We start from the raw sequence: 21,818 nt of genomic DNA, 5'->3' as shown, positions 1-21,818 counted from the left end.
CGGCTCCTATTGGGCGAGGATGCTGCCTTCGGGCAATTGCGGGTTGAACTCGTCGAAGAACGGGTACAACCCCGGCTTGAGCGGGTGGATCACCACAAAGGTGGTCACCCCCGCAGACAACACCTTCTCGACCCGCAACGGTGTGCTTTCGAATTCGGCCGGGCCTTGGCCGATGTTCTTGAGCACGATCTTGAAGCGCTCATCGGCCTTGACCACCAGTTGTGGCGGGTCGAAATGGCCGTCCTCCAGGCTCAGCTCGTAGGTGGGCAATGGCGCCGCCACCGCCGCGATGCTCAGCAGCAGGCCGCCCAGCAACAGGGCGCGGCGCATCAATAGCCGCCTTTTTTGCCGATGCCGGCGTAGACGAATTCGTAGTGCACTTCACAGCGTTCAAACCACGGGGCGACCCCGGTTTCCTTGTCGGTATGACGGCCCAGGGAGTGATGGCCGGTGGGCGGCAATACGCTGAAGGTGAGGGTGTATTTGCCGGGGCCTTGCAGCTTGACGTTATCGCCGTAGTGCGGCCCGTCGTTGGCGACCATGGCGTGGAAGTCGCCGCTGATGGGGGTGTCGCTGCCTGTTTTCTTCAGGGTGAAAGACAGGTTGAGGTAGGGCACGAAACTGCCTTCCTGAAACCCTTGGGCGTTGTCCGCCGTGGCGCGTACGTCGGCTTCCAGGTGCACATCGGAATCGGCCGTGGCGCGCATCATGCCGGCGGGTGCCATCTCGATCGGTTGCAGGTACACCGCGCCGATTTCCAGGCCGGGGCAGTGTTGCGGTTCGCCGATGGGATACTCCTTGGCAACTGCCACGGAGGTGCTCAGCAGCAGGGCAAGGCACAGCAAATAAGGGGTACGCATGGAGGCTTCCTGAGGGGGGAGAGAGAACCCGAGTCTAGGAAGGTCAGCAGTAAATAATAATGATTCTTGTCAAGTTCCGAGAATATTTCATCTTGGCCAGGCTTGATGCCGGTCAAGGTTGTACAGGCTGGATGGGGGTAGGTTGCAGGGAGTGTTCGTCGCCAGGGAGTCGACTCATGGCCAAGCCTTTTCCGCTGCACCCCAAGCATCCAGAACGTATCTGTTGGGGCTGTGACCGCTACTGCGCGGCCGCCGACCTGGCTTGCGGCAATGGCGCCGACCGCACCATGCACCCGGCCGAGATGCTCGGGGATGACTGGTACGAGCATGGCGACTGGGGGCTTGCGCCCGAGCCGCCGGTGGCGGATGAGCCGTCAGCTGCCTGAGCGGGGTTTTTCCTTGCCGTCTTTATTAGTGTCAGCCGGCCTGGCGGGTTTGCTCGGCGGTTTGGCGGTGTCCTTGGTTTTTTTGTCGCTGTCGGAAGGGCTGCTCGGATAGGTGCCCGGTGGCAGGGCGGAACCGGCGGCGCTGTCGCCACTCAAGGCGTTGGCGGCAGGCTCCGGGTTATCGCCAAAGGCGGCGAGGGCGGGGCCGGTGAGCAGGGCTGACAGGCCGACGATAAGCACAATCCGTTGGGACGATCTGGTCTTCATGACGCTATCCCCTATCGTGTAGATGTATCAGGAGCCTGGATGAATTCCAGGCTCCGGTCCTGCCTCGATCAAGCCGCCATCGGCTTGCTCGATTGCGACTTTTTATGCGCCGCTTTCATGGCTTCCATTTCGGCGCCCAACTCTTCAAGCAATGCCTTGCCCAGCAGCTTTTTGGCCTGGGGGAACATCTCGGTTTCCTCTTCTTCGATATGGTGCTCGAGCAGTTCCTTGACCACTTTGACGCGGCCGGAAAACTCGGTGGTCGACGGTTCGGTCTGCTTCAGGTCGGGCAGCACCAAGGCGTCAACGGTGCGGTGCTCTTCCTTGGCCTCGTGGTACATGATGTCCTGTTCCTTGCCGCCGGCCTTTCTGAACGCCGGGTAGAGGATTTCTTCTTCCAGCCTGGTGTGCAGGCTGATTTCCGCTTCCAGCTTGGCCAGCAGCTCCGTGCGCTTTTTCACCCCGCGTTCGGTGGACTCACTCAATTGAGTCAACAGGGCCTTTACGCGTTCGTGGTCGGCTTTGAGCAGATCAATGGCATTCATCGGTGACACCTCACGGGAAACTCAGGGCGCGTCGATATGCACGCCTCGTCCCGTACAGGGGTGCATCAGGCGTACCAACTTGAGGGATTTTAAATTGGCCTTTCAATTCAATTGGTTGAAGAGGATTGCAGAGAGCGCCTGTCGTGCAGGTTGCATGGTCGGCCTGGGGGCACGTTGCATTCCACCACCCAGGAAAATTTAAATGAACCCTCGCGGCCGATGCTTGAACTAACGCATACGACCTAGGAGGTGAAGCATGGAAATTCAATATGTCTGGATTGCGTTGGCGGTAGTTCTGCTGCTGTTGGAGTTGTGGGCGATCAATATCGTATTGCGCAGCACCAGTGGCTGGGAGACCAAGGGCTTATGGCTGGTGATCCTGATCTTCGTACCGCTGGTGGGCTTGATTGCATGGGCCATGTTCGGGCCCAAGCGGGAGATGCCGGAACAGCGTAAAAGCTGAGTGGCAGGGGTAACGCAAAACAGGCGCCGAAAGGCGCCTGTTTGCGTTCAACGTGGGCGGTTCAACCAGCGACAGCCTGGGCAATCGCCTCGTTGAAAGCAGGCAGATCGTCCGGTGTACGCGAGGTGATCAAGGTCCAGCCGTTGGCCTGGCATTGCTTGACTTCGGTATCGACCCACCCGGCCGCGCCGGCGTTTTCCAGGTCGATGCGCACGCTTTTGTACGAGGTCAGGGTCTTGCCCTTGATCACGCCGGCGTCGATCAGCGTCCATGGGCCGTGGCAGATCGCCGCGATGGTTTTACCGGCTTGGGCAAAGTCCTTGATCAGGCGCAGCGCCGCCGCGTCCTGGCGCAGGGTATCGGCATTGACGGTACCGCCAGGGATCACAAGGGCGTCAAAGTCGCTGCTGGCTACGTCTGACAGCTGCACGTCGGATTCCACGGTTTTGTCCTTTTCAGTGTCGCCGACAAAGGTCTGGGTGGAGCCGCCTTTGCTGGAGGCGTGGGTCACCGTGGCGCCATAGCCGCGCAGTGCTTCCAGGGGCTTGAGCAATTCGTCGCGCTCGATGCCGGTGTTGGAGGTGATGACCAGAATCTTCTTGCCGTTGAGTTGCGAACTCATGATCGAATGTCTCCTTGAGTCAGGAATGAATTAATGGTCGTGCTTGGCTTGCAGCTCCTTGGCCATTTTCAAATGGGCTTCAAGGGTTGGCAGCGTCTTGGTGGCGAAGGCTTTCAGCTCGGCATTGTCCGAGGAAGCAGCTTCCTTCTTGAACAGCTCGACGGTTTTTTCATGGGCGTCGACCTGGTTGTTGGCGTAGGCCTTGTCAAATGATTCGTCGCGTAGTTCCAGGATGGCTTTCTTGGCCTTGTCAGTCAGGGCCGCGTCATCCGGCACTTCGATGTCGAGTTTTTTTGCCAGGGCCATCAGTTCCTGATTGGCCTTGGTATGGTCGGTGACCATGTGCTGGGCAAACGTCTTCACGTCGGCCGAGCTGCTTTTCTCGAGGGCCAGTTTGCCGGCTTCCACCTCGGTGATACCGCCTTGGGCTGCGTCATCGACGAAGCTGTTGGAGGTGGCGGCCATGGCGTTGGATATTGCGCCGGCAACCAGTACGAAAGTCAGGCCCATTTGTTTCATCAGCAGAGTGGTCATGATGGAGCTCCTTGAAAGTGGCGGGATGCCGTTACCTGACTGTTGAGCCGAGGCCGGGGCAAAAGGTTTAAATTTTTTTGTTCCTGTTTGTCCGCGGCAATTTCCTTGAACTATCGACATTCACAGGCCTCTGCTGCGTAAGTGCCCGCCGCTTTCGCGGGCCTTCAACTGCCAGGAGATTTCACTGTGACTGCCGATAAAACCCCAGACCCGATCAGTTCCGAACAGGCGCAAAAAGGTACTGATAAAGCCGCCAAGGGCCAGACGCTGGAACGCCCGAATCCCAGCACCGAAACCGTCGACAAAGTGCTGACACCCACCTCGATCAAGGACACCGAACGCCAGGCCGACGCCATCAACGAACGGGCCGATGAGGCCGAGCGCAAGCTGGGGCACTGAGCATGGCCAAGGCTATTTCAGCGGCTGAACTGGGCATCGATCTCAAGCCTGGGGATGACGCCAGCCTGTTCAAGTGGCTTGTCGCCAGCTTCCTGATGGGCAAGCGCATCCAGGCGCCAATTGCGGCCCAGGCCTACAAGGTGATCGTTGAAGAAGAGGGGCGCGATACGGCGCGCAAGCTGCAACATTGCACCTCCAAGGAATTGGTGGTGATGTTGGGGCGTGCCCATTACGTGCGGTACGACGAAAGCACCGCGCAGCGCCTGCTGGACCTGAGTGCCAAGCTGAACGCCGAGTACGCCGGCAAGATCAGCCACATTCGCAGTGCCAGCGAAAACCGCCAGGCGTTCGAAAAGCGCCTGGGTGAATTTGACGGTGTGGGGCCCAAGACCATCGAGATTTTCATGCGCGATGCGGCCAAGGTGCTGTCGTGGTGAGCGGGCTTGTTGTGGCTAGTGAGCTTGCTGTGGTGAGCAAGCTTTTTTGGGGTGAGTGAGCTTGTTGTGGTGAGCGGGCCTGCTGTGGTGAGTGAGCTTGCTGTGGTGAGCGGGCTTTTTTTGTGGTGAGTGAGCTTGTTGTGGTGAGCGGGCTTGCCCCGCGCTGGGGCGCGTAGCGGCCCCTAATAAGGCCACCGCCATTATCCTGCCTGGCTGAACGCGGTGACTGGTTTTAGGGCCGCTTCGCAGCCCAGCGCGGGGCAAGCCCGCTCACCACAGCAAGCCCGCTCACCACAAAAAGCCTGCTCACCATAAAAAAAAGCTTGCCCACTACAAAAAGCCCGCGGGCCACAACAAAGCCTGCCAGCCACACCGCCATTTGATGCCCTGTACCTACTCGACCTCCACTCGCAACACCTCCAACCCTAACTGCTCATACGCCTCCACACTGGGCACATGCCACTCGGTGATCAACGTGTGAATACGGTTGCATGGCGCCACCACAAACGGTTCCACCGCACCGAGTTTGTCGGCCATGGTCACCGCCACCACATGGGAGGCGCTGTCGAGCAGGGCCTGCTTGACCGCGACTTCATCAAAATGCAGCGAGCTGATGCCCACTTGCGGATGCAGTGCGCACACCCCGGTAAACAGCAGGTCGGCCTTGATGCCCTGGATCAGGCGCACAGCCTCGTGACCGCTGGTGGACAAGGTGGCCGGGTTGAGTTGGCCACCGGCAAGTATCACCTTCACATCGCGATGGTCGGCCAGGGCGATGGCGATCATCGGTGACGGCGTGACCACCGTCAGGCGGATCGAATGCGGTAATGATTGGGCGATCTGCAAGGTGGTGGAGCCGGAATCGAACAGCACGATCTGGCCGTCTTGCACCTGGTCGGCGGCGAGTTGCGCGAGTTGACGCTTGGCTTCATTGGTCTCGCCGACGCGGGTGAAGAAGTCCTTGCCGGTGTCCTTGGGCCGGGGCAGGGCGCCACCGTGCACGCGCTGCAACAGGCCGGCGGCGGCGAGTTCGCCGAGGTCGCGGCGGATGGTGTCCTGGGACACGGCGAAGTGGTCCACCAGCTCCGAGGCAGTGACTTTGCCGTCGCGTTCCAGCAGTAACAGGATCTTTTGTTTGCGCAGGGACGGCAGGTCCATGGCGTGATGGGTGTTATGCATGTTTGTGCGCTTTTTTGCGGGTTTGTGCGAGATTAGTCTGCAGTCGATATAAACGCAATGGCTGGTTGCCCACTTGTGGGGCGGTTACTCTCTGTGCTCAGTTCAGGGAGAGGTGACCTAGATGTCGTTGATTACAACCATCGAAGATTTACGCAAGCTGGCGCAAAAGCGGGTGCCACGGATGTTCTACGATTACGCCGATTCCGGGTCCTGGACTGAAAGCACCTACCGCGCCAATGAAAGCGATTTTGCCCGGATCAAATTCCGCCAGCGCGTGGCGCGCAATATCGATGAACGTTCGATCCGCGCCACCATGCTCGGCCAGGACATGGCCATGCCCGTTGCCTTGGCCCCCACCGGTCTGGCGGGCATGCAGCATGCCGATGGCGAAATTCTTACCGCCCGCGCCGCCGCCGCGTTTGGCCTGCGCTATACCTTGTCGACCATGAGTATCTGTTCGTTGGAGGACATCGCCGAACACGTGGGCAAGCCGTTCTGGTTCCAGCTGTATGTGATGCGCGACCGTGGCTTTGTCGAGCAATTGATCGAACGTGCCAAGGCGGCCGGCGTGGACGCACTGGTGCTGACCCTGGACCTGCAGATCCTCGGGCAGCGTCACAAGGATTTGATCAACGGCCTGTCGGCACCGCCCAGGTTGACCTTGCCGAACCTCCTCAACATGGCCACCAGGCCGCGCTGGGTGATGGGCATGCTCGGTACCCGGCGGCGTGGCTTCGGCAATATCGTCGGGCATGTGAAGGGGGTGGCGGACATGCGGTCGCTGTCGTCGTGGACCGCTCAGCAATTCGACCCGCGCCTGAGCTGGGACGATGTGGAATGGATCAAGCAGTGCTGGGGCGGCAAGCTGATCATCAAGGGCATCCTCGATGTGGAAGACGCGCGCCTGGCTGCCGATTCCGGGGCGGATGCACTGGTGGTGAGCAACCACGGAGGCCGCCAGTTGGATGGTGCACCGTCGAGCATCAGCCAGTTGCCGGCGATTGTCGACGCGGTGGGCGAGCGCATTGAGGTGTGGCTGGATGGCGGCATTCGCTCCGGCCAGGACGTGCTCAAGGCGATGGCACTCGGCGCCAAGGGCACCATGATCGGTCGCCCGCATTTATATGGGCTGGGCGCGATGGGCGAAGCGGGGGTGACCAAGGCACTCGAGATCATCGCCCGTGAATTGGACGTGACGATGGCGCTGTGTGGCTATAACGATATACGCGATGTGAATCGCGAGATTCTGCTGCCGGGTACATTTCCAGAAACCGTTTAATCAGCAAAAAAATCGTAAAAAAATAAAAAGAGTTGTCCACGAAAACCGTGGGTATCTCTGTGGATAACTTTGCGAACGCCCGGCAGGGTTGGCGATTTAACCAAAGGTTAATATTTGATCAACTGCCGGCGAGGGCCAGTATGGGCAGGGTTTGCGCTTGACAGCCAAGCGCGAACCCAGTGCCGAAAAACGGATTTATGACTCGTTGTCACGGCCTGTTGCGTGGGTGACAACCTGGGCGGGCATCTTCGCTTGCATCAGGTTGTCGAGTGCCTGGCGATAGCTGCGACCGGCCAGGCTCATGCTGTTGTTGTGGCTGGCACCCGGCACCAACAAGAGGCGCTTGGGTTGCCGGGCCGCTTCAAATAGTTGCTCGCTGAAACGGGGCGGCACATAGCGATCATCCAGTCCATGGACCACCAGCAATGGCATATGGATATCGGCGATCTTGTCGATGGAGTCGAACTTCTGCGACAGCAACCAACGCACCGGCAGTGAGGTATTGGCCACCGCCGCGGCTACATCGGCCAGGGAGGTGAAGGTGGATTCTATGACCAGCCCACGTACCGGCGGTGGCGTTTGCTTGCCCAGTTCGGCGGCCAGGTCGATGGCTACCGCGCCGCCGAGGGAGTGCCCGTAGATCAGGCGCTTGCCGGGGTCCGGCTGCAGCACCTGGAAGCGTTCCCAGGCGATGCGCGCGTCTTCGTAGACCGTGGTTTCCGAGGGCAGCTCGCCGTGGCTCTGGCCAAAACCGCGATAGTCGATGGCCAGCACCGAGTAACCCAGGGCGTGCAACTGCTCGATGCGAAACAGCTGCCCGGTGAGGTTCCAGCGTACGCCATGCAGGTAGAGGATCGCCGGTGCGTCCTTGTTGGCGGCCGGGTACCACCAGCCATGAATGTTCTGCCCCGATTTGAAACTGGCGGGCTTGAGCTCGAATTCCTGCACCGCCTTGGGCAAGCCGCTGTACCAACTGGCGGTGCCGGGTTCGATGCGAAACACCAGCTCGCGCTCCTTGTGTTGCAGCACCGCGCAGCCCACGGGCAGGCCGACGATCAACAGTGCCATGCACAGCAGGGGAAACCAGCGCAGGCTCAGGCGCGATAGAAAACGAGAGGGCATGGAGATTCCAGGGCAAAGGTGAAGCTGGGGTTTTACCAGATGGCCTGCACAGGCAGGTATAAATTCGACGGCCGCGCAGGGGGATTGCTTGCAAAGTGTTACAGCATTTGACGCCATCGATGCCGGCGCGACATGCTCGTGTTCTTTTGAACAAAGGCCTGACCATGGACAACAGCCCCGTTCGCATCACCGCCGAAGAGACCCTCTCGGACAACTGGTACCTGCTGAAAAAATACAGCTTCGACCTGCGTCGCCGCGACGGCAGTTGGCAAGCCCAGACCCGCGAGGTGTATGACCGCGGCAATGGCGCGACCATCCTGTTGTACAACCGCGAGCAACGCACGGTGTTGCTGATTCGCCAGTTCCGCATGCCCACCTTCGTCAATGACTACCACGGCTATCTGATTGAAGCGGCGGCGGGGCTGCTGGACAACGCCAGCCCCGAAGAGCGCATTCGCCTGGAGGCCGAGGAAGAGACCGGCTACCGCGTCGGCCATGTAGAGAAGATCTATGCGGCGTTCATGAGCCCGGGGTCGGTCACCGAGCGGATTCACTTTTTCCTCGGCGAGTACCAGCCGGGGGACCGGGTCGGCCATGGCGGCGGCCTGGAAGAGGAGGGCGAGGACATCGAGGTGCTGGAGCTGGGTTTCGAGCAGGCACTGGCCATGGTGCAGAACGGCGAGATCGCCGACGGCAAGACCATCATGCTGTTGCAGCACCTGGAGTTGCGCATGCTGAAAGAAGGCTGGTGAGCCCTTTCCAGCCATCTCCCTCAAACAGCACGTACATGCAATTTTCCTGACGCTGTCCTCGGCAAACTCCCCTCATCGCTGACATTTCAAGGCAGAGGGGCATACCATGGACCCAGCACCACAGACAGGGCCCGACGAAGTCGTCACCCTGGTCGTCAAACACCTGATCAAGCCAGGCCGCGAAGCCGACTACGAAGCCTGGCTGCGCCGCACCGTGCGTATCGCCGGCGAGCGTCCCGGCCACCTGGGTGTCGATGTGGTGCGCAGCAAACAGAACGGCCTGGCGCTGTTCACCTGCGTATTGCGCTACCGCTCCACCGATGACCTGGACACCTGGCTCAATTCCCCCGAGCGCAACACCCTGATCGCCGAAGCCACGCCGATGCTGGCCGACGGCGACAAGACCGAAATCGGTGCGCTCAACGAATTCTGGTTCACGCCCCTGGCCGACAGCGCCGCCAAGCCACCGCGCTGGAAGCAGGCGGTGGTGACCCTGTGCGTGATCCTGCCGCTGACCCTGCTGGTGCCGATCGTATGGGCCCCGATCCTCGGCCTGCACCCGTTTCTCTCCAACTACGTGGTCGCGACCTTCCTGGTCACCGTGACCATCGTCCTGCTGGTGGTCTACCTGCTGATGCCGGCCGCCACCCGCCTGTTCGCTCCCTGGCTTGAAGCCTCTGTAAAGGAAACCCTATGAACGCCGATCTGATTCTGTTCAATGGCCAGTTCCACACCGTGGACCGAGAAAACCCGCGGGCAACCGCCGTCGCCATTCGCGAGGGGCGCTTCGTTGCCGTCGGCACCGATGGCGAGGCCATGGCCCTGCGTGGCAGCGGCACCCAGGTCATCGACCTCAAGGGCCGCACCGTGATCCCCGGCCTCAATGACTCGCACCTGCACCTGATCCGTGGCGGGTTGAACTACAACCTCGAGCTGCGCTGGGAAGGCGTGCCGTCCCTGGCCGATGCCCTGCGCATGCTCAAGGAGCAGGCCGACCGTACCCCGACGCCGCAATGGGTGCGGGTGGTGGGTGGCTGGAACGAATTCCAGTTCGCCGAAAAACGCATGCCGACCCTGGAAGAACTCAACCAGGCCGCACCGGACACCCCGGTGTTCGTGCTGCACCTGTATGACCGTGCCTTGCTCAACCGCGCCGCCCTGCGCGTGGCCGGCTACACCAAGGACACGCCGAACCCGCCGGGCGGCGAGATCGTGCGCGACAGCCACGGCAACCCCACCGGCATGCTGGTGGCGCGACCTAACGCGATGATCCTCTATTCGACCCTGGCCAAAGGCCCGAAACTGCCGCTGGAATACCAGGTCAACTCCACCCGCCAGTTCATGCGTGAACTCAATCGTCTCGGCCTGACCAGCGCCATCGATGCCGGCGGTGGTTTCCAGAACTACCCCGATGACTACGCGGTGATCGAACAACTGGCCAAGGATGAACAGTTGACGGTGCGCATCGCCTACAACCTGTTCACCCAGAAGCCCAAGGAAGAACTCAGCGACTTCAAGAACTGGACCGGCAGCGTCACCCTGCACCAGGGCGATGACTACCTGCGCCACAACGGTGCCGGTGAAATGCTGGTGTTCTCGGCGGCGGACTTTGAAGACTTCCTCGAACCCCGTCCCGACCTGCCGCTGACCATGGAGCAGGAGCTGGAACCGGTGGTGCGTCACCTGGTGGAACAGCGCTGGCCGTTCCGCCTGCATGCCACCTATGACGAGTCCATCTCGCGCATGCTTGACGTGTTCGAGAAGGTCAACCGCGACATCCCGTTCAATGGCTTGCCGTGGTTCTTCGACCATGCCGAAACCATCACCCCGAAGAATATCGAGCGGGTCCGCGCCCTCGGTGGCGGTATCGCGATCCAGGACCGCATGGCGTTCCAGGGCGAATATTTTGTCGAGCGCTACGGCGCCAAGGCCGCCGAAGCCACGCCACCGATCAAGCGCATGCTGGCCGAAGGCGTGCCGGTGGGGGCGGGCACCGATGCCACGCGGGTGTCGAGCTACAACCCGTGGACTTCGCTGTACTGGATGGTCAGCGGCCGCACCGTCGGTGGCCTGGAGCTGCACGCCGAAGGCCTGCCGCGCCTGACCGCGCTGGAACTGTTCACCCATGGCAGCGCCTGGTTCTCGTCCGAGCAGGGCAAGAAAGGCCAGATCAAGGTCGGCCAACTGGCGGACGTGGCGGCACTGTCGGCGGATTTTTTCAGCGTCGATGAAGAAGCCATCAAGTGGATCGAATCGGTGCTCACCGTGGTCGGCGGCAAGGTGGTCTACGGCGCCGGCGACTTCGAAGACTTTGCACCGCCACGCGTACCGGTGCTGCCGGACTGGTCGCCGGTGGTCAAGGTGCCGGGGCACTGGCGCCCGAGTTCGCCTGTGCAGGCTCAAGTACACCAATGCAGCGGCCCGTGCGGCGTGCATTCCCACAGCCACGAAAAGGCGCGTCTTTCCAGCGTGCCGGTCAGCGACTTCCAGGGTTTCTGGGGGGCGTTTGGCTGCTCGTGCTTTGCGTTCTGATACCTAAACCCACAAAGGAGTTAACCCATGACTTACAAGCGCTTGAACAAAGATGACGCCGTGGTGCTGTTGGTGGATCACCAGACCGGCCTGATCTCCCTGGTGCAGGATTTCTCCCCCAACGAATTCAAGAACAACGTACTGGCCCTGGCCGACGTGGCGAAGTTCTTCAACCTGCCGACCATCCTCACCACCAGTTTTGAAGGCGGTCCCAACGGCCCACTGGTGCCGGAACTCAAGGAGCTGTTCCCGGACGCGCCGTACATCGCCCGTCCTGGCCAGATCAACGCCTGGGACAACGAAGATTTCGTCAAGGCGGTCAAGGCCACCGGCCGCAAGCAGATCATCATTGCCGGCGTGGTGACGGACGTGTGCGTGGCGTTCCCGACCCTGTGCGCCCTCGACGAAGGCTTCGAGGTGTTCGTGGTCACCGACGCCTCCGGCACCTTCAACGAAACCGTGCAGCAGGCCGCCTGGGCCCGTATGACCGCCGCCGGTGCCCAACTGGTGAACTGGTTCGCCGTGGCCTGCGAGCTGCAGGTGGACTGGCGCAACGACATGGAAGGCCTGGCCAACCTGCTGTCGCCGCGCATTCCCAACTACCGCAACCTGATGAACAGCTACTCGGCGTTCACGGCCAAGTAAGCTGTTTTCAAGGCTGTCGGTAATTCCCTGTGGGAGGGGGCTTGCTGTGGTGAACCACAGTAAGCCCCCTCCCACATTTGATTTGTGGTGTGGCGACCTTCCAGTTATAAAACAGCCCATCGTCCACCGAGAAGCGACAATGAACCCCTTTGAAGACATGCGCCTGTTCTGCCAGGTCATGGAATCCGGCAGCTTCACCGCCGCCGCCGAACAGCTGGGCCTGTCCAAGCAATTCGTCAGCCGCCGCCTGATCCAGCTGGAAGATCGCCTCGGCGTGCGCCTGCTCAATCGCTCCACGCGCCGCCTGGATGTCACGCCCCTGGGCCAGAGTTACTACGAGTCCGCCTTGCGCCTGCTCGGCGAAGTCGAGCAAGTGGAGCAGGGCATCGCCGGCCAGAACAGTGAACCGCGCGGCACCATTCGCCTGAGTGCGCCGTTGTCGTTCGCCATGGCGCACCTGGGTTGCCTGTTGCCGGTGTTCCTGCAGCGCCATCCCCAGGTGTCGGTGGAAGTTGACCTCAGCGACCGCCCGGTGGACCTCATCGGTGAGGGCTACGACCTGGTGCTGCGCATCGGCACCCTGGAAGATTCCACCCTCATCGCTCGGCGTATCGCCAGCATCGAGCGCGTGTATTGCGCCAGCCCCGAGTACCTGGCACTGCGCGGTACGCCGCTTAAACCCGAAGACCTCGCCGAACACGACTGCCTGCCCTACGGCCATGGCCGCCAGGTGCAATGGCGCTTCAAAGGCAAGCTGCAAGCACTGAATGTCACCGGCCGTATGCGCGTGAATAACGGCGAGTTGCTGCGCGATACCGCCGTCGCCGGCCTGGGCGTCACCTACCTGCCGACCTTCATCGTCGGCGACGCCTTGAAGGACGGCCGGCTGGTCACGCTCCTCGATGATTTTGCCCCCGAAGCCCTGACCCTGTCGGCGGTGTACCCCCAGCACCGGCAAAGCTCACGGCCGGTGCAGGCGCTGGTGGAGTTTCTGCGCGAACGCCTGGCTAGCGGCTGTTGAACAGCTGGCGGATCAGGTTCGGGGTGCTGCCGGTCCAGCGCTTGAATGAGCGCCGAAAATTCGCCGCATCGTTGAAATTCAGGTACGCCGCCACCTCATCATTGCTGTAGCCCTTGACCTGGTACAGGTGCAACGCCACCTGCTTGCGCACCCGGTCCACCTGCTGTTGAAAACCGGTGTCGTGCTTGTGCAACTTGCGCTTGAGGGTCGCCGGGCTCATGGCGAAGGCCTGGGCCGCTTGTTCCAGGCTGGGCGGCTGGCGCACCTGGTCGCGCAGGTACTCGTAGAGGCAGTCGAGAAAACTGCCGGCAAAGCCCAGTTGCTCGATCTGCTCGCGGGCTTGGCGGCGCGCCACCTGGCCGGCGGTGGCCGAGGCGCCTGGCCAGGTGCTGGTGAGGTATTCGCGCGGGATCGTCATCATGTCCAGCGGGCGCTCGAAGCGCGTGTCCTCGCCCAGGTGCACCCAGTACTGCTCGATATAACGCGGTTCGGCATGGCTGAAACTGCACGCCCACGGCAGGCGCTCGCCGCTGAGCCATTGGCTCATGGCAACCAGCGAGGTCATGCTGGCTTCCAGCAGGAAACGCCAGTGCTCGCCGGCGCCGCAACTGTCCAGCCAGTACAGGTAGGCGTGGTGCTCATCCAGCTCCAGTTGCAGGGTGGCCAACGGGCTGAGCAGCACCTGTTGCTGGATCAGGATCTCCAGGGCCTGGTGCAGGTTCTGCGCATGGCCAAGGGCGTGGCTGGCGGCGCCGTAATAGCCCGGTAGCAGGCGCTGGCCAAACAGGAAGCTGCTGTCGTCGGCGTCCAGTAACTTACGGCTGTTGCCGATCAAGCCGAAAAACTGCTGCGGGCTCAAGTGCGCGGTGCCGGCCAGGATGTCCTCGTGAAACAGCCCGGTGCCGCGCAGCAGGCGATGGCTGTCGATGTCCCGGGACAAGGCCAGGTCGATCAGCGTGGCGGGTTGGTAATGCCCTGGAATGAAGCGGCTGTCGGCTTCATACCAGCTGGTTTTGACGGCCATCTCAGGCACTTTTCGCAAGGGGTTGCTTGGCCCTGGCCAAGGCCAGGTTCAGGCGCTTGAGCAAATCCTGGGGCGGTTCTTCAAGGGCCATGACCACGGCGGTGGTCGCCGCCAGTTGCAGGCGTTCGCCCTGTTGCCGGGTCTTGTGGGCCAGGCCGCGCACCGCTTGCTGCAACTCCAGCGCCAGCTCCTTGGCCTGGCGTTCGCCGGTGTTGGGCAGCAGCACCACAAAACGGTCGCCGGCCAGGCGGCACACCAGGTCCTGGCGGCGCAGGTTGAGCAGCAGCAAATGGCTGAGGGCCTGCAACACTGCGTCGCCCTCAGCATGCCCGTAGGCCTGGTTGATGGCGGCGAAGTTGTCCAGGTCCAGGGCCAGCAGCGACAGCGGTTGTTGCTGCTCGCGGCTGTCCTGCAGGCTGTCGGCCAGTTGGCGCTTGAGGTAGTCGGCGCCGGCCAGCGGTGTGAGTTTGTCGAACAGTCGATGTTCACGGAACAAGCGCTCGCGCTTTTCCATCTGCGCGCTGATCGCCAGTTGTTCGCGGTGCCAGTGGTAGATGCCGATGGTCAGCAGGATCATGCCCACCGGCATCGGCCCGGACTCGAGCCAATGGTCCCAGGTAATGCTGTCGGGCAGGCGGATAAATTCGTCGAGGCTGTCGATCCACCAGGAGAAAAAGATGCACGACAGGCCCAGCGCCAGGTAATTGGTGACGCGCCCGGCGGGGCGGCTCTTGAGCACCAGGCCCAGCCACACCAGGGCGAGCAGGGCGGAACCGCCTTCGCCAAAGATATCCAGCCACACCCACTCGCTGACGCTTTTCAACTCGCCGCAGGCCAGGTGCAGGATCAGCCCGAGGTTGGCCGCGATCAGCAGCAACGAGAGTTTCCAGCGGTGGGGCTTGAGCACGGAAAACATGGCCGCAGGTCCTTGGGCAAATGAGTGGTGGGCGCCAGCACAGCAGATGGATGTGACCGTTGGATGACGGTGGATGAGGGTCGAATCAGCTCAGCTCAAACACACGGGCGATCAAAAAATGTGGGAGGAGCTTGCTGTGGTGAGCGGGCTTGATGTGGTGAGCGGGCTTGCCCCGCGCCGGTCTGCGAAGCAGGCCCCCCGTATCCTCAGTGAACCCGTCGGGGGGACAAGCCCCCTCACCACAGCAAGCCCCCTCCCACAGGGGACCTATACAGGTCATATCAGCTCATTTGCACCTGCAGGACTGCTCTAAACCCCGGTTTACAGGCCTTCGCGCCGACCCCTGTCACAGAACCGTCATCCCCCACCCCTAGCGTGCCCTCCCAGTTGCCGGGCCCCTTGCCTGGCGCCAACGGATTCTTGGGGAGGATTGCATGTACAAGCGCACCGGGCTCGTCAGCTTTACGCTTACCGCCTTGGCCCTGGCGATGGCCAGTGAACGGTTGAGCGCCGCCGAAGCGAGCGCCACCGAGCACGTTGAGGTGGTTGGCCAGGCCGTCGCCATCGACCAGGCGCTCAAGGAGCAACGCAGCGCCGACAGCATCAAGAGCGTGGTGCATGCCGACGGTGTGGCCCAGTTGCCGGATCAGAACGTCGCCGAAGCGGCGCAGCGCCTGCCGGGCATCAGTGTGGAGCGCGACCAGGGCGAAGGGCGTTTTGTCAGCGTGCGCGGCCTGGGCCCGGACCTCAACAGCGTAACCATCAACGGCACCCTGGTGCCCGCCCCGGAAAGCGCGCGCCGCGCCGTGGCCCTCGATGTGCTGCCCTCGGAGCTGGTGCAGTCGCTGTCGGTGATCAAGACCCTCACCCCGGACATGGACGCCAACTCCCTCGGTGGCACCGTCGATGTGCAAAGCCTCTCGGCCTTCGACCATAAAGGTTTGTTCTACACCGGCAGCAGCGAAGCCAGCTACGACAAGAACACCCGCCAGACCAGCCCGAAATTCTCCGGCGCCGCCAGTAACCGGTTCAGCCTCGGCGACGGCATCGACAACTTCGGCGTCGCCGCAGCGCTGAGTTGGCAGAAACGCGACTTCGGCTCGGACAACGTCGAAACCGGCGGCGCCTGGGACTTCACCGACGGCGCCCGGCTCAACGAGTTCGAACAGCGCGACTACGACATCAGCCGCGAACGCGCCGGCGGTGGCCTGAACTTCGACTACAAGCCCGACGACCTCAGCAGCTACTACCTGCGCACCCTCTACAGCCGCTACACCGACACCGAAACCCGCAACTCCACCAGCATCGAGTTTGCCGACCCCCAGGCCCCGGGCCAACTGGGCGATGCCGAGGGCAAGCGCAAGCTGAAAAACCGTGAGGAAACCCAGGAAATCCAATCCTATGTATTCGGCGGCGAACGCATGCTCGGCCTGTGGACCTTAAGCGGCCAGGCCGGCTACAGCCAGTCCAGCGAAGACAGCCCGGCGCATATCGCCGGCGCCACCTTCGACGGCGGTGACTTTGCCAACAGCGGTTTCTACGACAAGGACAAACCCCGCCCGATCATCGGCAGCGGCTTCTACGACGCCAGCAACTTCAGTCTCGACAAGGTCGACTGGGAAAAACAGAACACCACGGACACCGAGAAAAACCTGCGCCTGGACCTGGCCCGCGACTATGACCTGAGCGGCTATGCGTCCCAGGTCAAGTTCGGCGGCAAGGTCAGCCGCCGCAACAAGGACAACGACCTGGAGGCCTGGGTCTACGAAGACTTCGACACCCTCGGCTTCAGTGCCGACCAACTCAACCTCAGCCGCTTCCAGAAGGGTAGCGTCGACTATCGCCTGGGCAACTACGGCCCCGGCATCAGCCCCAGCGCCATCAAGCAGCTGATCGGCAGCCTCAACCCGGCGGATTTCTATGACGAGACCGAATCGCGGGTCAACGACTTCACCATTCGCGAGGACATCAACGCCGGCTACCTGATGAACACCCTCGATATCGACGACTGGCGCTTTATCGCCGGCCTGCGCTACGAAGGCACCGAGTTCGAAGCCAAAGGCACCGGTGCCACCGATGGCGTGTTCACCCCCACCGAGACCAAGCGCCGCTATCACCATTGGTTGCCGGGGCTGCATGCGCGCTACCAGATCGACAAGAACACCCAGGTGCGCGCGGCCTGGACTAAGTCGGTGGTGCGCCCGACGTTCGGCCAGCTGGCGCCGGGTTTTGTGATCGACGATGACGAAGCCACCTTCGGCAACCCGGACCTCAAGCCCCTGGAGTCGAGCAACCTTGACCTGGGTATCGAGCACTTCATGGGCCGCGCCGGGACCGTATCGGCATTCGTGTTCTACAAGGACATCAAGAACTTCGTCTACAACACCGACCTCGCCGGCACCGGCGCCTGGACCAATTTCTCCGAGGCCCACACCTACGCCAACGGCGACAGCGCCAAGCTCTACGGCCTGGAACTGGCCTACTCACAGAAGTTCGACTGGCTGCCCGCACCGTGGAACGGTTTGCTGATCGGCGCCAACAGCACCTTCAGCCGCTCCAGCGCCGATATCGAAGGCTTCGACGCCGCCAGCGGCACGAATCGCAAGCGCAACATCAGCCTGCCCAACCAGTCGGACACCGTCGGCAACCTGATGCTCGGCTGGGAGGACGACAAGCTCAGCCTGCGCCTGTCGGCCAACTACAAGTCGGCCTACCTGTATGAACTGGCCTCGATCAACGACAAGGCCCACGACCTGCACGTCGACGCGCAGACCTTCGTCGACTTCAGCGCGCGCTACTCGCTGACCAAGAACCTGCAAGTCAGCTTCGAAGCCCAGAACCTCACCGATGAGTCGTACTTCGTCTACACCGGCCACCGCAGCTACAACGGCCAGTACGAAGAGTACGGCCCCACCTACAAAGTGGGCCTGACCTTCACTCATTTTTGAATTCAACACATTTGATCTCCATTGTTTTTGAAGGATTTGCTTGTTCATGAGAATTTCCAAGCTGTACCTGCTGATTGCCCTGGTCACCAGCGGCCATGCGTTCGCCGCCGACCTGGCGCTGACCCCGTGGGCACCCAGCCTGAAGGCCGAAGCCGTGGCCTTCCTGCCCAATGGCACCGAGCGCGTGGCCGCCAGCAGCCGCGACGGCCTGCAACTGCTCGACAGCCAGGGCGCCGAGCTGGCGCGTTTCAAGGGTAACTTCAGCAGCCTCGACACCCGCGCCGCAGGTGCCCAGGTGCTGGTCGCCAGCCTCGACAACGAGCGCCAGCAGGCGTTGCTGATCAGCCTGGACAGCGCCAGCAAAAGCTGGGGCAAACCGCTGTACCTGCCGACCCGCGACTACCCGGTAAATGGCCTGTGCCTGTACCGCGACGCCGCGGCCAACCTGTTTGTGTTCCTGGTGGGCGAAGAGGGCAAGGGCGAGCAATGGCTGGTGGGCAACGGCGCGACGCTGCTCACCGACCCCCAGCGTGTACGAGGTCTGCCGCTGCCGCCGTCGGCACAGTTCTGCCAGGTGGACGATGCCACCCAGCAGTTGCTGGTGAATGAAGAGAATGTCGGCTGGTGGGCCTACCCGGCTCACCCGGAAGCCGAGGTGAAACGCACGCCGGTGGCGCTGTTCGACACTCCCAAGCGCGAAGCCGGGGCCATGGCGCTGGTACCCGGTGGCCTGGTTGCCCTGGACCCGAAGACCGCCCGGTTACACCTGTTCCAGCACACCGACGAGCGCTGGGTGGAGCAATCGAGCCTGGGCCTGCCGGGCCTGAAAGAGCCGGAACAATTGGCGATCAATGGCCGCCAGTTGCTGGTGCGCGATGATGACAGCGGCACGCTCTACCAGGCCAGGCTCGACTGGCAGGCCACGCCCGTCGCGGCGGCTGCGGTGCTGCCGGAAGTCGCGGCCTTGCGCCAGAGCGACCCGGTCGGCCGCCAGGGCGACGCGGCGGATGATCCAGCGATCTGGATTCACCCGCAAACCCCGGCCAACAGCCGTGTGCTCGGCACCAACAAGAAACAGGGCCTGCTCGCCTACGACCTCGACGGCAAGCTGTTGCAGGAACTGGCGGTGGGCCGCCTGAATAACGTCGATGTACGTCCCAACTTCAAGCTCGGCGCGCAAACGGTGGACCTGGCCGTGGCGAGCAATCGCGATCACAACAGCCTGAGCCTGTTCAGCATCGACCGTCAGAGCGGCGAGCTGCGTGAGGCCGGTGAAGTGCCCACGCCGCTCAAGGAAATCTATGGCATCTGCCTGTTCCAGCCTGTCAGCGGCGAGATCTACGCGATTGCCAACGGCAAGGACGGCACCTTCCTGCAATACCGCCTCAGCGCGCCGGACGGCCGTGTGCACGGCGAGCTGGTGCGTCAGTTCAAGGTCGACAGCCAACCCGAAGGCTGTGTGGCCGACGACCAGCGCCAGCGCCTGTTTATCGGTGAGGAGGACGTCGGCGTGTGGGCGGTGGATGCGCGCGCCGATCAACCGGCGACGTTGACCAGCGTGATCAAGGTCGGCGCGCAATTGCATGCGGATGTCGAGGGCCTGGCGCTGTACCAGAGCGATAAACATGACTACCTGGTGATCTCCAGCCAGGGCAATGACAGCTACCTGGTGGTGGATGCCGAACCGCCGTTTGCCGTGCACGGCGGCTTTCGCGTCGGCTTGAACGCCGCTGCCGGTATCGATGGCGCATCGGAAACCGATGGCCTGGAAGTCACCGCCATCAACCTCGGCGGGCCATGGAGCCAAGGCATGCTGGTGGTGCAGGACGGGCGCAAGCGCATGCCCGAGCAGACCCAGAACTTCAAGTTCGTGCCCTGGGCCGAGGTCACCCGCGCATTGAAATTGCCGTGAACCGTCATCAACCGGTCATCACTTTTTAATCGAATGGGAGATTCACCATGCACGCGACGATGGAACATATGACGATCTGGGGTTTGATCAGCGACGCCAGCCTGTTGGTCAAGGCTGTCATGGTCACCTTGCTGTTGGCGTCCTTGCTCAGCTGGTACCTGATTATCCAGCGCGGCAGTGTGCTGCGCCGCCTGGAGCGTCAGTTGAACGCTTTTGTGCAGCGCTTTCGCGCCGCGTCGGATTTGCAGGCACTGTCCCGTGAGCTCCAGCAGGCGGGCGAGGGCGGCATTGCGCCGATCTTTATCGCCGGGGTCCAGGAATACCAGCACCTGCACAGCCATGATCCGGCGGTGCTCGAAGGCGTGGAGCGGGCCTTGCAGGTGGCGATCACCGAGCAGGAAATCGAACTGGAAAAGGGCCTGCAATTTCTCGCGACCGTGGGTTCGGTCAGCCCGTACATCGGCCTGTTCGGCACGGTGTGGGGCATCATGAATTCCTTTATCGGCTTGTCCCAGGTGCAACAGGCGACGTTGTCCACCGTAGCGCCGGGCATTGCCGAAGCCTTGATCGCCACGGCCATCGGCCTGTTTGCGGCGATCCCGGCGGTGATCGCCTATAACCGCTTCGCGGCGCGCGGCCAGACCCTGCTCACCCGTTACTACGCGTTTGGCAATGAGTTGCAGGTACGCCTGCACCGCACCCTGCGCGGTACGTCGATCAACCTGGCCGTCGCCGCCTGAAAGGAGCAACTCCCATGTTAGTCAGGCCGCAACGCAAGCACGGGCCCAAGGCCGAGATGAACGTGGTGCCGTATATCGATGTGATGCTGGTGCTGCTGGTGATCTTCATGGTCACCGCGCCGATGCTGACCCAGGGTGTGAAGATCGACCTGCCCAAAGTCGCCGCCGAGGCGTTGGCCACCGACACCCGCCAGCAGATCCTCACGCTGTCGGTAAAGGCCGACGGCGGCTACTACTGGAACCTCGGCGGCGAACTCGATACCCAACACCAGACCGACAGCGCCGTGAGCCTGGATGAAATGGGCGCCAAGGTCATGCAGGTGGTGGCGGCGCGCAGCGACACCCAGGTCTATATCCGCGCCGACGACAACGCCGGTTACGGCCGTGTGGTCGCGGCCATGGCGGTGTTACAGAAGGGTGGAGTCAGCAACCTGGGGCTGGTGACCGAGGCCCCGCAATGACGGCGATGATCATGCACAGTCCCACCCTGACGATGGCGCCCCGGGATGCTTTCGGGTTTTGGAGAAACAGCCTCGCCGCCAGCCTGGCGGTGGCGCTGCACGTCGGCGTGCTGGCCGCGTTGATGCTGGGCTGGTCGACGGAGAAGCCCGTGGCGGATGCCCCTCGGGTGATGCACACGCAGTTGGTCATGCTGCCACCGGCGCCAGCGCCCGAGCCTGAACCGGTGGTGGCTGCCCCCGCACCGCCGGAGCCGGTGGTGATACCAGTGCCGGTGCCGGCAAAGCCCACGGTCGACCCGCAGGTCCAGGCGCAAAAACTCGAGAAAGCCGCCTTGGCGCGTAAACGCGTCGAAGACAAGAAGATCGAGCAGCAGCAGGAACGCCTGGCCAGCGAACAACGCCACCGCGAGCTGGAACAACAACGCCTCGATCAGCAACGCCTGGCCGCTGAAAAAGCCCGGGCAGCCACCCCCGCGCCAGCCCCGGCGCCGGCCTTCGACAGCCGCCAATACCAACCCCTGAGCAAGGAGGCACCGGACTATCCCGAGCGCGCCCTGGACAAGAACATCGAGGGCGACTGCACCTTGGAGTACAGCGTCAACACCCAAGGCCGCGTGGAAAATCCCAAGGTGCTGGACGGCTGCCACCCGTTGTTTATCCGGCCTTCACTGGCGGCGGCGAACACCTTTCGCTACCAGCCGAGGATCGTTGACGGCAAGGCCGTGGCCGTACCGGCGGTGCGCAATACCTTCCACTACCGCATCAAGTAACGCA

At 62.3% G+C, this 21,818-nt stretch carries 25 protein-coding genes; 15 read left to right on the top strand and 10 right to left on the bottom strand.

All coding sequences use genetic code 11. From position 1 onward, the window contains the following. Positions 1-6: 6 nt before the first annotated feature. Together J3D60_RS08410 and J3D60_RS08405 are read right to left on the bottom strand one after the other, a co-directional pair. Positions 7-330 (bottom strand): cupredoxin domain-containing protein, encoded by a 324-nt coding sequence (locus J3D60_RS08410; RefSeq protein ID WP_141155267.1) that lies wholly within the window; start codon positions 328-330, stop codon positions 7-9. Further along, positions 330-860: an iron transporter gene (locus J3D60_RS08405; RefSeq protein WP_253490876.1), complete on the bottom strand. Its 531-nt coding sequence runs from the start codon at positions 858-860 to the stop codon at positions 330-332. The genes J3D60_RS08410 and J3D60_RS08405 overlap by 1 nt, the downstream gene beginning before the upstream one ends. Before the next feature lie 176 nt (positions 861-1,036). On the opposite strand from J3D60_RS08405, the gene J3D60_RS08400 reads away from it, so the two are divergent. Then, positions 1,037-1,246, top strand: a complete 210-nt coding sequence (locus J3D60_RS08400; protein ID WP_027607161.1) for a DUF3079 domain-containing protein — start codon at positions 1,037-1,039, stop codon at positions 1,244-1,246. Here J3D60_RS08400 and J3D60_RS08395 read toward each other — a convergent pair. Together J3D60_RS08395 and J3D60_RS08390 are read right to left on the bottom strand one after the other, a co-directional pair. Then, positions 1,235-1,513, bottom strand: coding sequence for a hypothetical protein (locus tag J3D60_RS08395; protein WP_065941910.1), 279 nt, complete (start codon positions 1,511-1,513; stop codon positions 1,235-1,237). The genes J3D60_RS08400 and J3D60_RS08395 overlap by 12 nt on opposite strands. A 68-nt stretch (positions 1,514-1,581) precedes the next feature. Then, on the bottom strand, positions 1,582-2,058 hold the full coding sequence (locus J3D60_RS08390; RefSeq protein WP_027607159.1) for a hemerythrin domain-containing protein: 477 nt from the start codon (positions 2,056-2,058) through the stop codon (positions 1,582-1,584). Positions 2,059-2,314: 256 nt separating this feature from the next. On the opposite strand from J3D60_RS08390, the gene J3D60_RS08385 reads away from it, so the two are divergent. Then, the gene (locus J3D60_RS08385; protein WP_253490874.1) at positions 2,315-2,521 is read left to right on the top strand and encodes a PLD nuclease N-terminal domain-containing protein; all 207 of its coding nucleotides are present in this window, start codon (positions 2,315-2,317) and stop codon (positions 2,519-2,521) included. Positions 2,522-2,582: 61 nt separating this feature from the next. On the opposite strand, the gene J3D60_RS08380 is transcribed toward J3D60_RS08385, so the two are convergent. Next, positions 2,583-3,143 (bottom strand): type 1 glutamine amidotransferase domain-containing protein, encoded by a 561-nt coding sequence (locus tag J3D60_RS08380; RefSeq protein WP_065927206.1) that lies wholly within the window; start codon positions 3,141-3,143, stop codon positions 2,583-2,585. 30 nt (positions 3,144-3,173) lie between these two features. Further along, positions 3,174-3,677, bottom strand: a complete 504-nt coding sequence (locus tag J3D60_RS08375; protein ID WP_065927205.1) for a DUF4142 domain-containing protein — start codon at positions 3,675-3,677, stop codon at positions 3,174-3,176. A 186-nt stretch (positions 3,678-3,863) separates the two neighbouring features. Between J3D60_RS08375 and J3D60_RS08370 the strand changes: the two genes are divergently transcribed. Both J3D60_RS08370 and J3D60_RS08365 read left to right on the top strand, forming a co-directional pair. After that, complete coding sequence (locus J3D60_RS08370; RefSeq protein ID WP_253490872.1) at positions 3,864-4,076, top strand: hypothetical protein; 213 nt, start codon at positions 3,864-3,866, stop codon at positions 4,074-4,076. A gap of 2 nt (positions 4,077-4,078) precedes the next feature. Next, complete coding sequence (locus tag J3D60_RS08365) at positions 4,079-4,513, top strand: DNA methylase (RefSeq protein WP_253490870.1); 435 nt, start codon at positions 4,079-4,081, stop codon at positions 4,511-4,513. Between the two features lie 393 nt (positions 4,514-4,906). On the opposite strand, the gene J3D60_RS08360 is transcribed toward J3D60_RS08365, so the two are convergent. Beyond that, positions 4,907-5,692, bottom strand: coding sequence for a DeoR/GlpR family DNA-binding transcription regulator (locus J3D60_RS08360; protein ID WP_065941914.1), 786 nt, complete (start codon positions 5,690-5,692; stop codon positions 4,907-4,909). 121 nt (positions 5,693-5,813) lie between these two features. Here J3D60_RS08360 and J3D60_RS08355 point away from each other — a divergent pair, with 121 nt between their 5' ends. Next, on the top strand, positions 5,814-6,971 hold the full coding sequence (locus tag J3D60_RS08355) for an alpha-hydroxy acid oxidase (RefSeq protein WP_253490868.1): 1,158 nt from the start codon (positions 5,814-5,816) through the stop codon (positions 6,969-6,971). A gap of 195 nt (positions 6,972-7,166) precedes the next feature. Here J3D60_RS08355 and J3D60_RS08350 read toward each other — a convergent pair whose 3' ends face one another. Further along, positions 7,167-8,093: an alpha/beta hydrolase gene (locus J3D60_RS08350; RefSeq protein WP_253490866.1), complete on the bottom strand. Its 927-nt coding sequence runs from the start codon at positions 8,091-8,093 to the stop codon at positions 7,167-7,169. A gap of 164 nt (positions 8,094-8,257) precedes the next feature. Between J3D60_RS08350 and J3D60_RS08345 the strand changes: the two genes are divergently transcribed. The 5 genes from J3D60_RS08345 (at position 8,258) to J3D60_RS08325 (ending at position 13,043) form a co-directional block, all read left to right on the top strand. Next, positions 8,258-8,845, top strand: coding sequence for an NUDIX domain-containing protein (locus tag J3D60_RS08345; protein ID WP_253490864.1), 588 nt, complete (start codon positions 8,258-8,260; stop codon positions 8,843-8,845). A gap of 106 nt (positions 8,846-8,951) precedes the next feature. After that, on the top strand, positions 8,952-9,542 hold the full coding sequence (locus J3D60_RS08340) for an antibiotic biosynthesis monooxygenase (RefSeq protein WP_253490862.1): 591 nt from the start codon (positions 8,952-8,954) through the stop codon (positions 9,540-9,542). Beyond that, positions 9,539-11,377 carry an amidohydrolase gene (locus tag J3D60_RS08335; protein WP_027607150.1) on the top strand — a complete coding sequence of 613 codons (1,839 nt, stop codon included), beginning with the start codon at positions 9,539-9,541 and terminating at the stop codon, positions 11,375-11,377. The genes J3D60_RS08340 and J3D60_RS08335 overlap by 4 nt, the downstream gene beginning before the upstream one ends. 27 nt (positions 11,378-11,404) lie before the next feature. Continuing rightward, on the top strand, positions 11,405-12,022 hold the full coding sequence (gene ycaC, locus J3D60_RS08330) for an isochorismate family cysteine hydrolase YcaC (protein ID WP_065941918.1): 618 nt from the start codon (positions 11,405-11,407) through the stop codon (positions 12,020-12,022). Positions 12,023-12,161: 139 nt separating this feature from the next. Then, a complete protein-coding gene (locus J3D60_RS08325; RefSeq protein ID WP_065927198.1) occupies positions 12,162-13,043 on the top strand; it encodes a LysR family transcriptional regulator in 882 nt (293 codons plus the stop codon). Here the strand turns inward: J3D60_RS08325 and J3D60_RS08320 are convergent. Further along, a complete protein-coding gene (locus J3D60_RS08320) occupies positions 13,030-14,067 on the bottom strand; it encodes an AraC family transcriptional regulator (protein ID WP_253490860.1) in 1,038 nt (345 codons plus the stop codon). The genes J3D60_RS08325 and J3D60_RS08320 overlap by 14 nt on opposite strands. A 1-nt stretch (position 14,068) precedes the next feature. After that, positions 14,069-14,983: a GGDEF domain-containing protein gene (locus tag J3D60_RS08315; RefSeq protein ID WP_065941920.1), complete on the bottom strand. Its 915-nt coding sequence runs from the start codon at positions 14,981-14,983 to the stop codon at positions 14,069-14,071. Between the two features lie 434 nt (positions 14,984-15,417). On the opposite strand from J3D60_RS08315, the gene J3D60_RS08310 reads away from it, so the two are divergent. The 5 genes from J3D60_RS08310 to J3D60_RS08290 are packed head-to-tail and all read left to right on the top strand — an operon-like array spanning position 15,418 to position 21,814. After that, a complete protein-coding gene (locus J3D60_RS08310) occupies positions 15,418-17,931 on the top strand; it encodes a TonB-dependent receptor (RefSeq protein ID WP_253490858.1) in 2,514 nt (837 codons plus the stop codon). Between the two features lie 46 nt (positions 17,932-17,977). Then, positions 17,978-19,843 carry a phytase gene (locus tag J3D60_RS08305; protein ID WP_253490856.1) on the top strand — a complete coding sequence of 622 codons (1,866 nt, stop codon included), beginning with the start codon at positions 17,978-17,980 and terminating at the stop codon, positions 19,841-19,843. A gap of 47 nt (positions 19,844-19,890) precedes the next feature. Next, on the top strand, positions 19,891-20,583 hold the full coding sequence (gene tolQ, locus J3D60_RS08300) for a protein TolQ (RefSeq protein WP_253490854.1): 693 nt from the start codon (positions 19,891-19,893) through the stop codon (positions 20,581-20,583). Positions 20,584-20,597: 14 nt separating this feature from the next. Then, positions 20,598-21,044, top strand: a complete 447-nt coding sequence (gene tolR, locus J3D60_RS08295; RefSeq protein WP_027607142.1) for a protein TolR — start codon at positions 20,598-20,600, stop codon at positions 21,042-21,044. After that, positions 21,041-21,814, top strand: a complete 774-nt coding sequence (locus J3D60_RS08290) for an energy transducer TonB (RefSeq protein ID WP_253490852.1) — start codon at positions 21,041-21,043, stop codon at positions 21,812-21,814. The genes tolR and J3D60_RS08290 overlap by 4 nt, the downstream gene beginning before the upstream one ends. Positions 21,815-21,818: the final 4 nt, after the last annotated feature.

This window comes from Pseudomonas sp. S3E17, assembly GCF_024168685.1.
Classification (GTDB): domain Bacteria; phylum Pseudomonadota; class Gammaproteobacteria; order Pseudomonadales; family Pseudomonadaceae; genus Aquipseudomonas; species Aquipseudomonas marginalis.
The sequence above is the reverse complement of the archived record's forward strand: the minus strand, read 5'-3'. Positions and strand labels throughout refer to the sequence as shown.

Coding starts and splice junctions, on each gene's coding strand:
- J3D60_RS08290 (WP_253490852.1), top strand. CDS start 21,041: ATGACGGCGATGATCATGCACAGTCCCACCCTGACGATGGCGCCCCGG.
- J3D60_RS08325 (WP_065927198.1), top strand. CDS start 12,162: ATGAACCCCTTTGAAGACATGCGCCTGTTCTGCCAGGTCATGGAATCC.
- J3D60_RS08315 (WP_065941920.1), bottom strand. CDS start 14,983: ATGTTTTCCGTGCTCAAGCCCCACCGCTGGAAACTCTCGTTGCTGCTG.
- tolQ (WP_253490854.1), top strand. CDS start 19,891: ATGCACGCGACGATGGAACATATGACGATCTGGGGTTTGATCAGCGAC.
- J3D60_RS08400 (WP_027607161.1), top strand. CDS start 1,037: ATGGCCAAGCCTTTTCCGCTGCACCCCAAGCATCCAGAACGTATCTGT.
- J3D60_RS08340 (WP_253490862.1), top strand. CDS start 8,952: ATGGACCCAGCACCACAGACAGGGCCCGACGAAGTCGTCACCCTGGTC.
- J3D60_RS08410 (WP_141155267.1), bottom strand. CDS start 330: ATGCGCCGCGCCCTGTTGCTGGGCGGCCTGCTGCTGAGCATCGCGGCG.
- J3D60_RS08395 (WP_065941910.1), bottom strand. CDS start 1,513: ATGAAGACCAGATCGTCCCAACGGATTGTGCTTATCGTCGGCCTGTCA.
- J3D60_RS08380 (WP_065927206.1), bottom strand. CDS start 3,143: ATGAGTTCGCAACTCAACGGCAAGAAGATTCTGGTCATCACCTCCAAC.
- J3D60_RS08355 (WP_253490868.1), top strand. CDS start 5,814: ATGTCGTTGATTACAACCATCGAAGATTTACGCAAGCTGGCGCAAAAG.
- J3D60_RS08375 (WP_065927205.1), bottom strand. CDS start 3,677: ATGACCACTCTGCTGATGAAACAAATGGGCCTGACTTTCGTACTGGTT.
- tolR (WP_027607142.1), top strand. CDS start 20,598: ATGTTAGTCAGGCCGCAACGCAAGCACGGGCCCAAGGCCGAGATGAAC.
- ycaC (WP_065941918.1), top strand. CDS start 11,405: ATGACTTACAAGCGCTTGAACAAAGATGACGCCGTGGTGCTGTTGGTG.
- J3D60_RS08350 (WP_253490866.1), bottom strand. CDS start 8,093: ATGCCCTCTCGTTTTCTATCGCGCCTGAGCCTGCGCTGGTTTCCCCTG.
- J3D60_RS08345 (WP_253490864.1), top strand. CDS start 8,258: ATGGACAACAGCCCCGTTCGCATCACCGCCGAAGAGACCCTCTCGGAC.
- J3D60_RS08365 (WP_253490870.1), top strand. CDS start 4,079: ATGGCCAAGGCTATTTCAGCGGCTGAACTGGGCATCGATCTCAAGCCT.
- J3D60_RS08335 (WP_027607150.1), top strand. CDS start 9,539: ATGAACGCCGATCTGATTCTGTTCAATGGCCAGTTCCACACCGTGGAC.
- J3D60_RS08385 (WP_253490874.1), top strand. CDS start 2,315: ATGGAAATTCAATATGTCTGGATTGCGTTGGCGGTAGTTCTGCTGCTG.
- J3D60_RS08405 (WP_253490876.1), bottom strand. CDS start 860: ATGCGTACCCCTTATTTGCTGTGCCTTGCCCTGCTGCTGAGCACCTCC.
- J3D60_RS08310 (WP_253490858.1), top strand. CDS start 15,418: ATGTACAAGCGCACCGGGCTCGTCAGCTTTACGCTTACCGCCTTGGCC.
- J3D60_RS08390 (WP_027607159.1), bottom strand. CDS start 2,058: ATGAATGCCATTGATCTGCTCAAAGCCGACCACGAACGCGTAAAGGCC.
- J3D60_RS08360 (WP_065941914.1), bottom strand. CDS start 5,692: ATGCATAACACCCATCACGCCATGGACCTGCCGTCCCTGCGCAAACAA.
- J3D60_RS08320 (WP_253490860.1), bottom strand. CDS start 14,067: ATGGCCGTCAAAACCAGCTGGTATGAAGCCGACAGCCGCTTCATTCCA.
- J3D60_RS08305 (WP_253490856.1), top strand. CDS start 17,978: ATGAGAATTTCCAAGCTGTACCTGCTGATTGCCCTGGTCACCAGCGGC.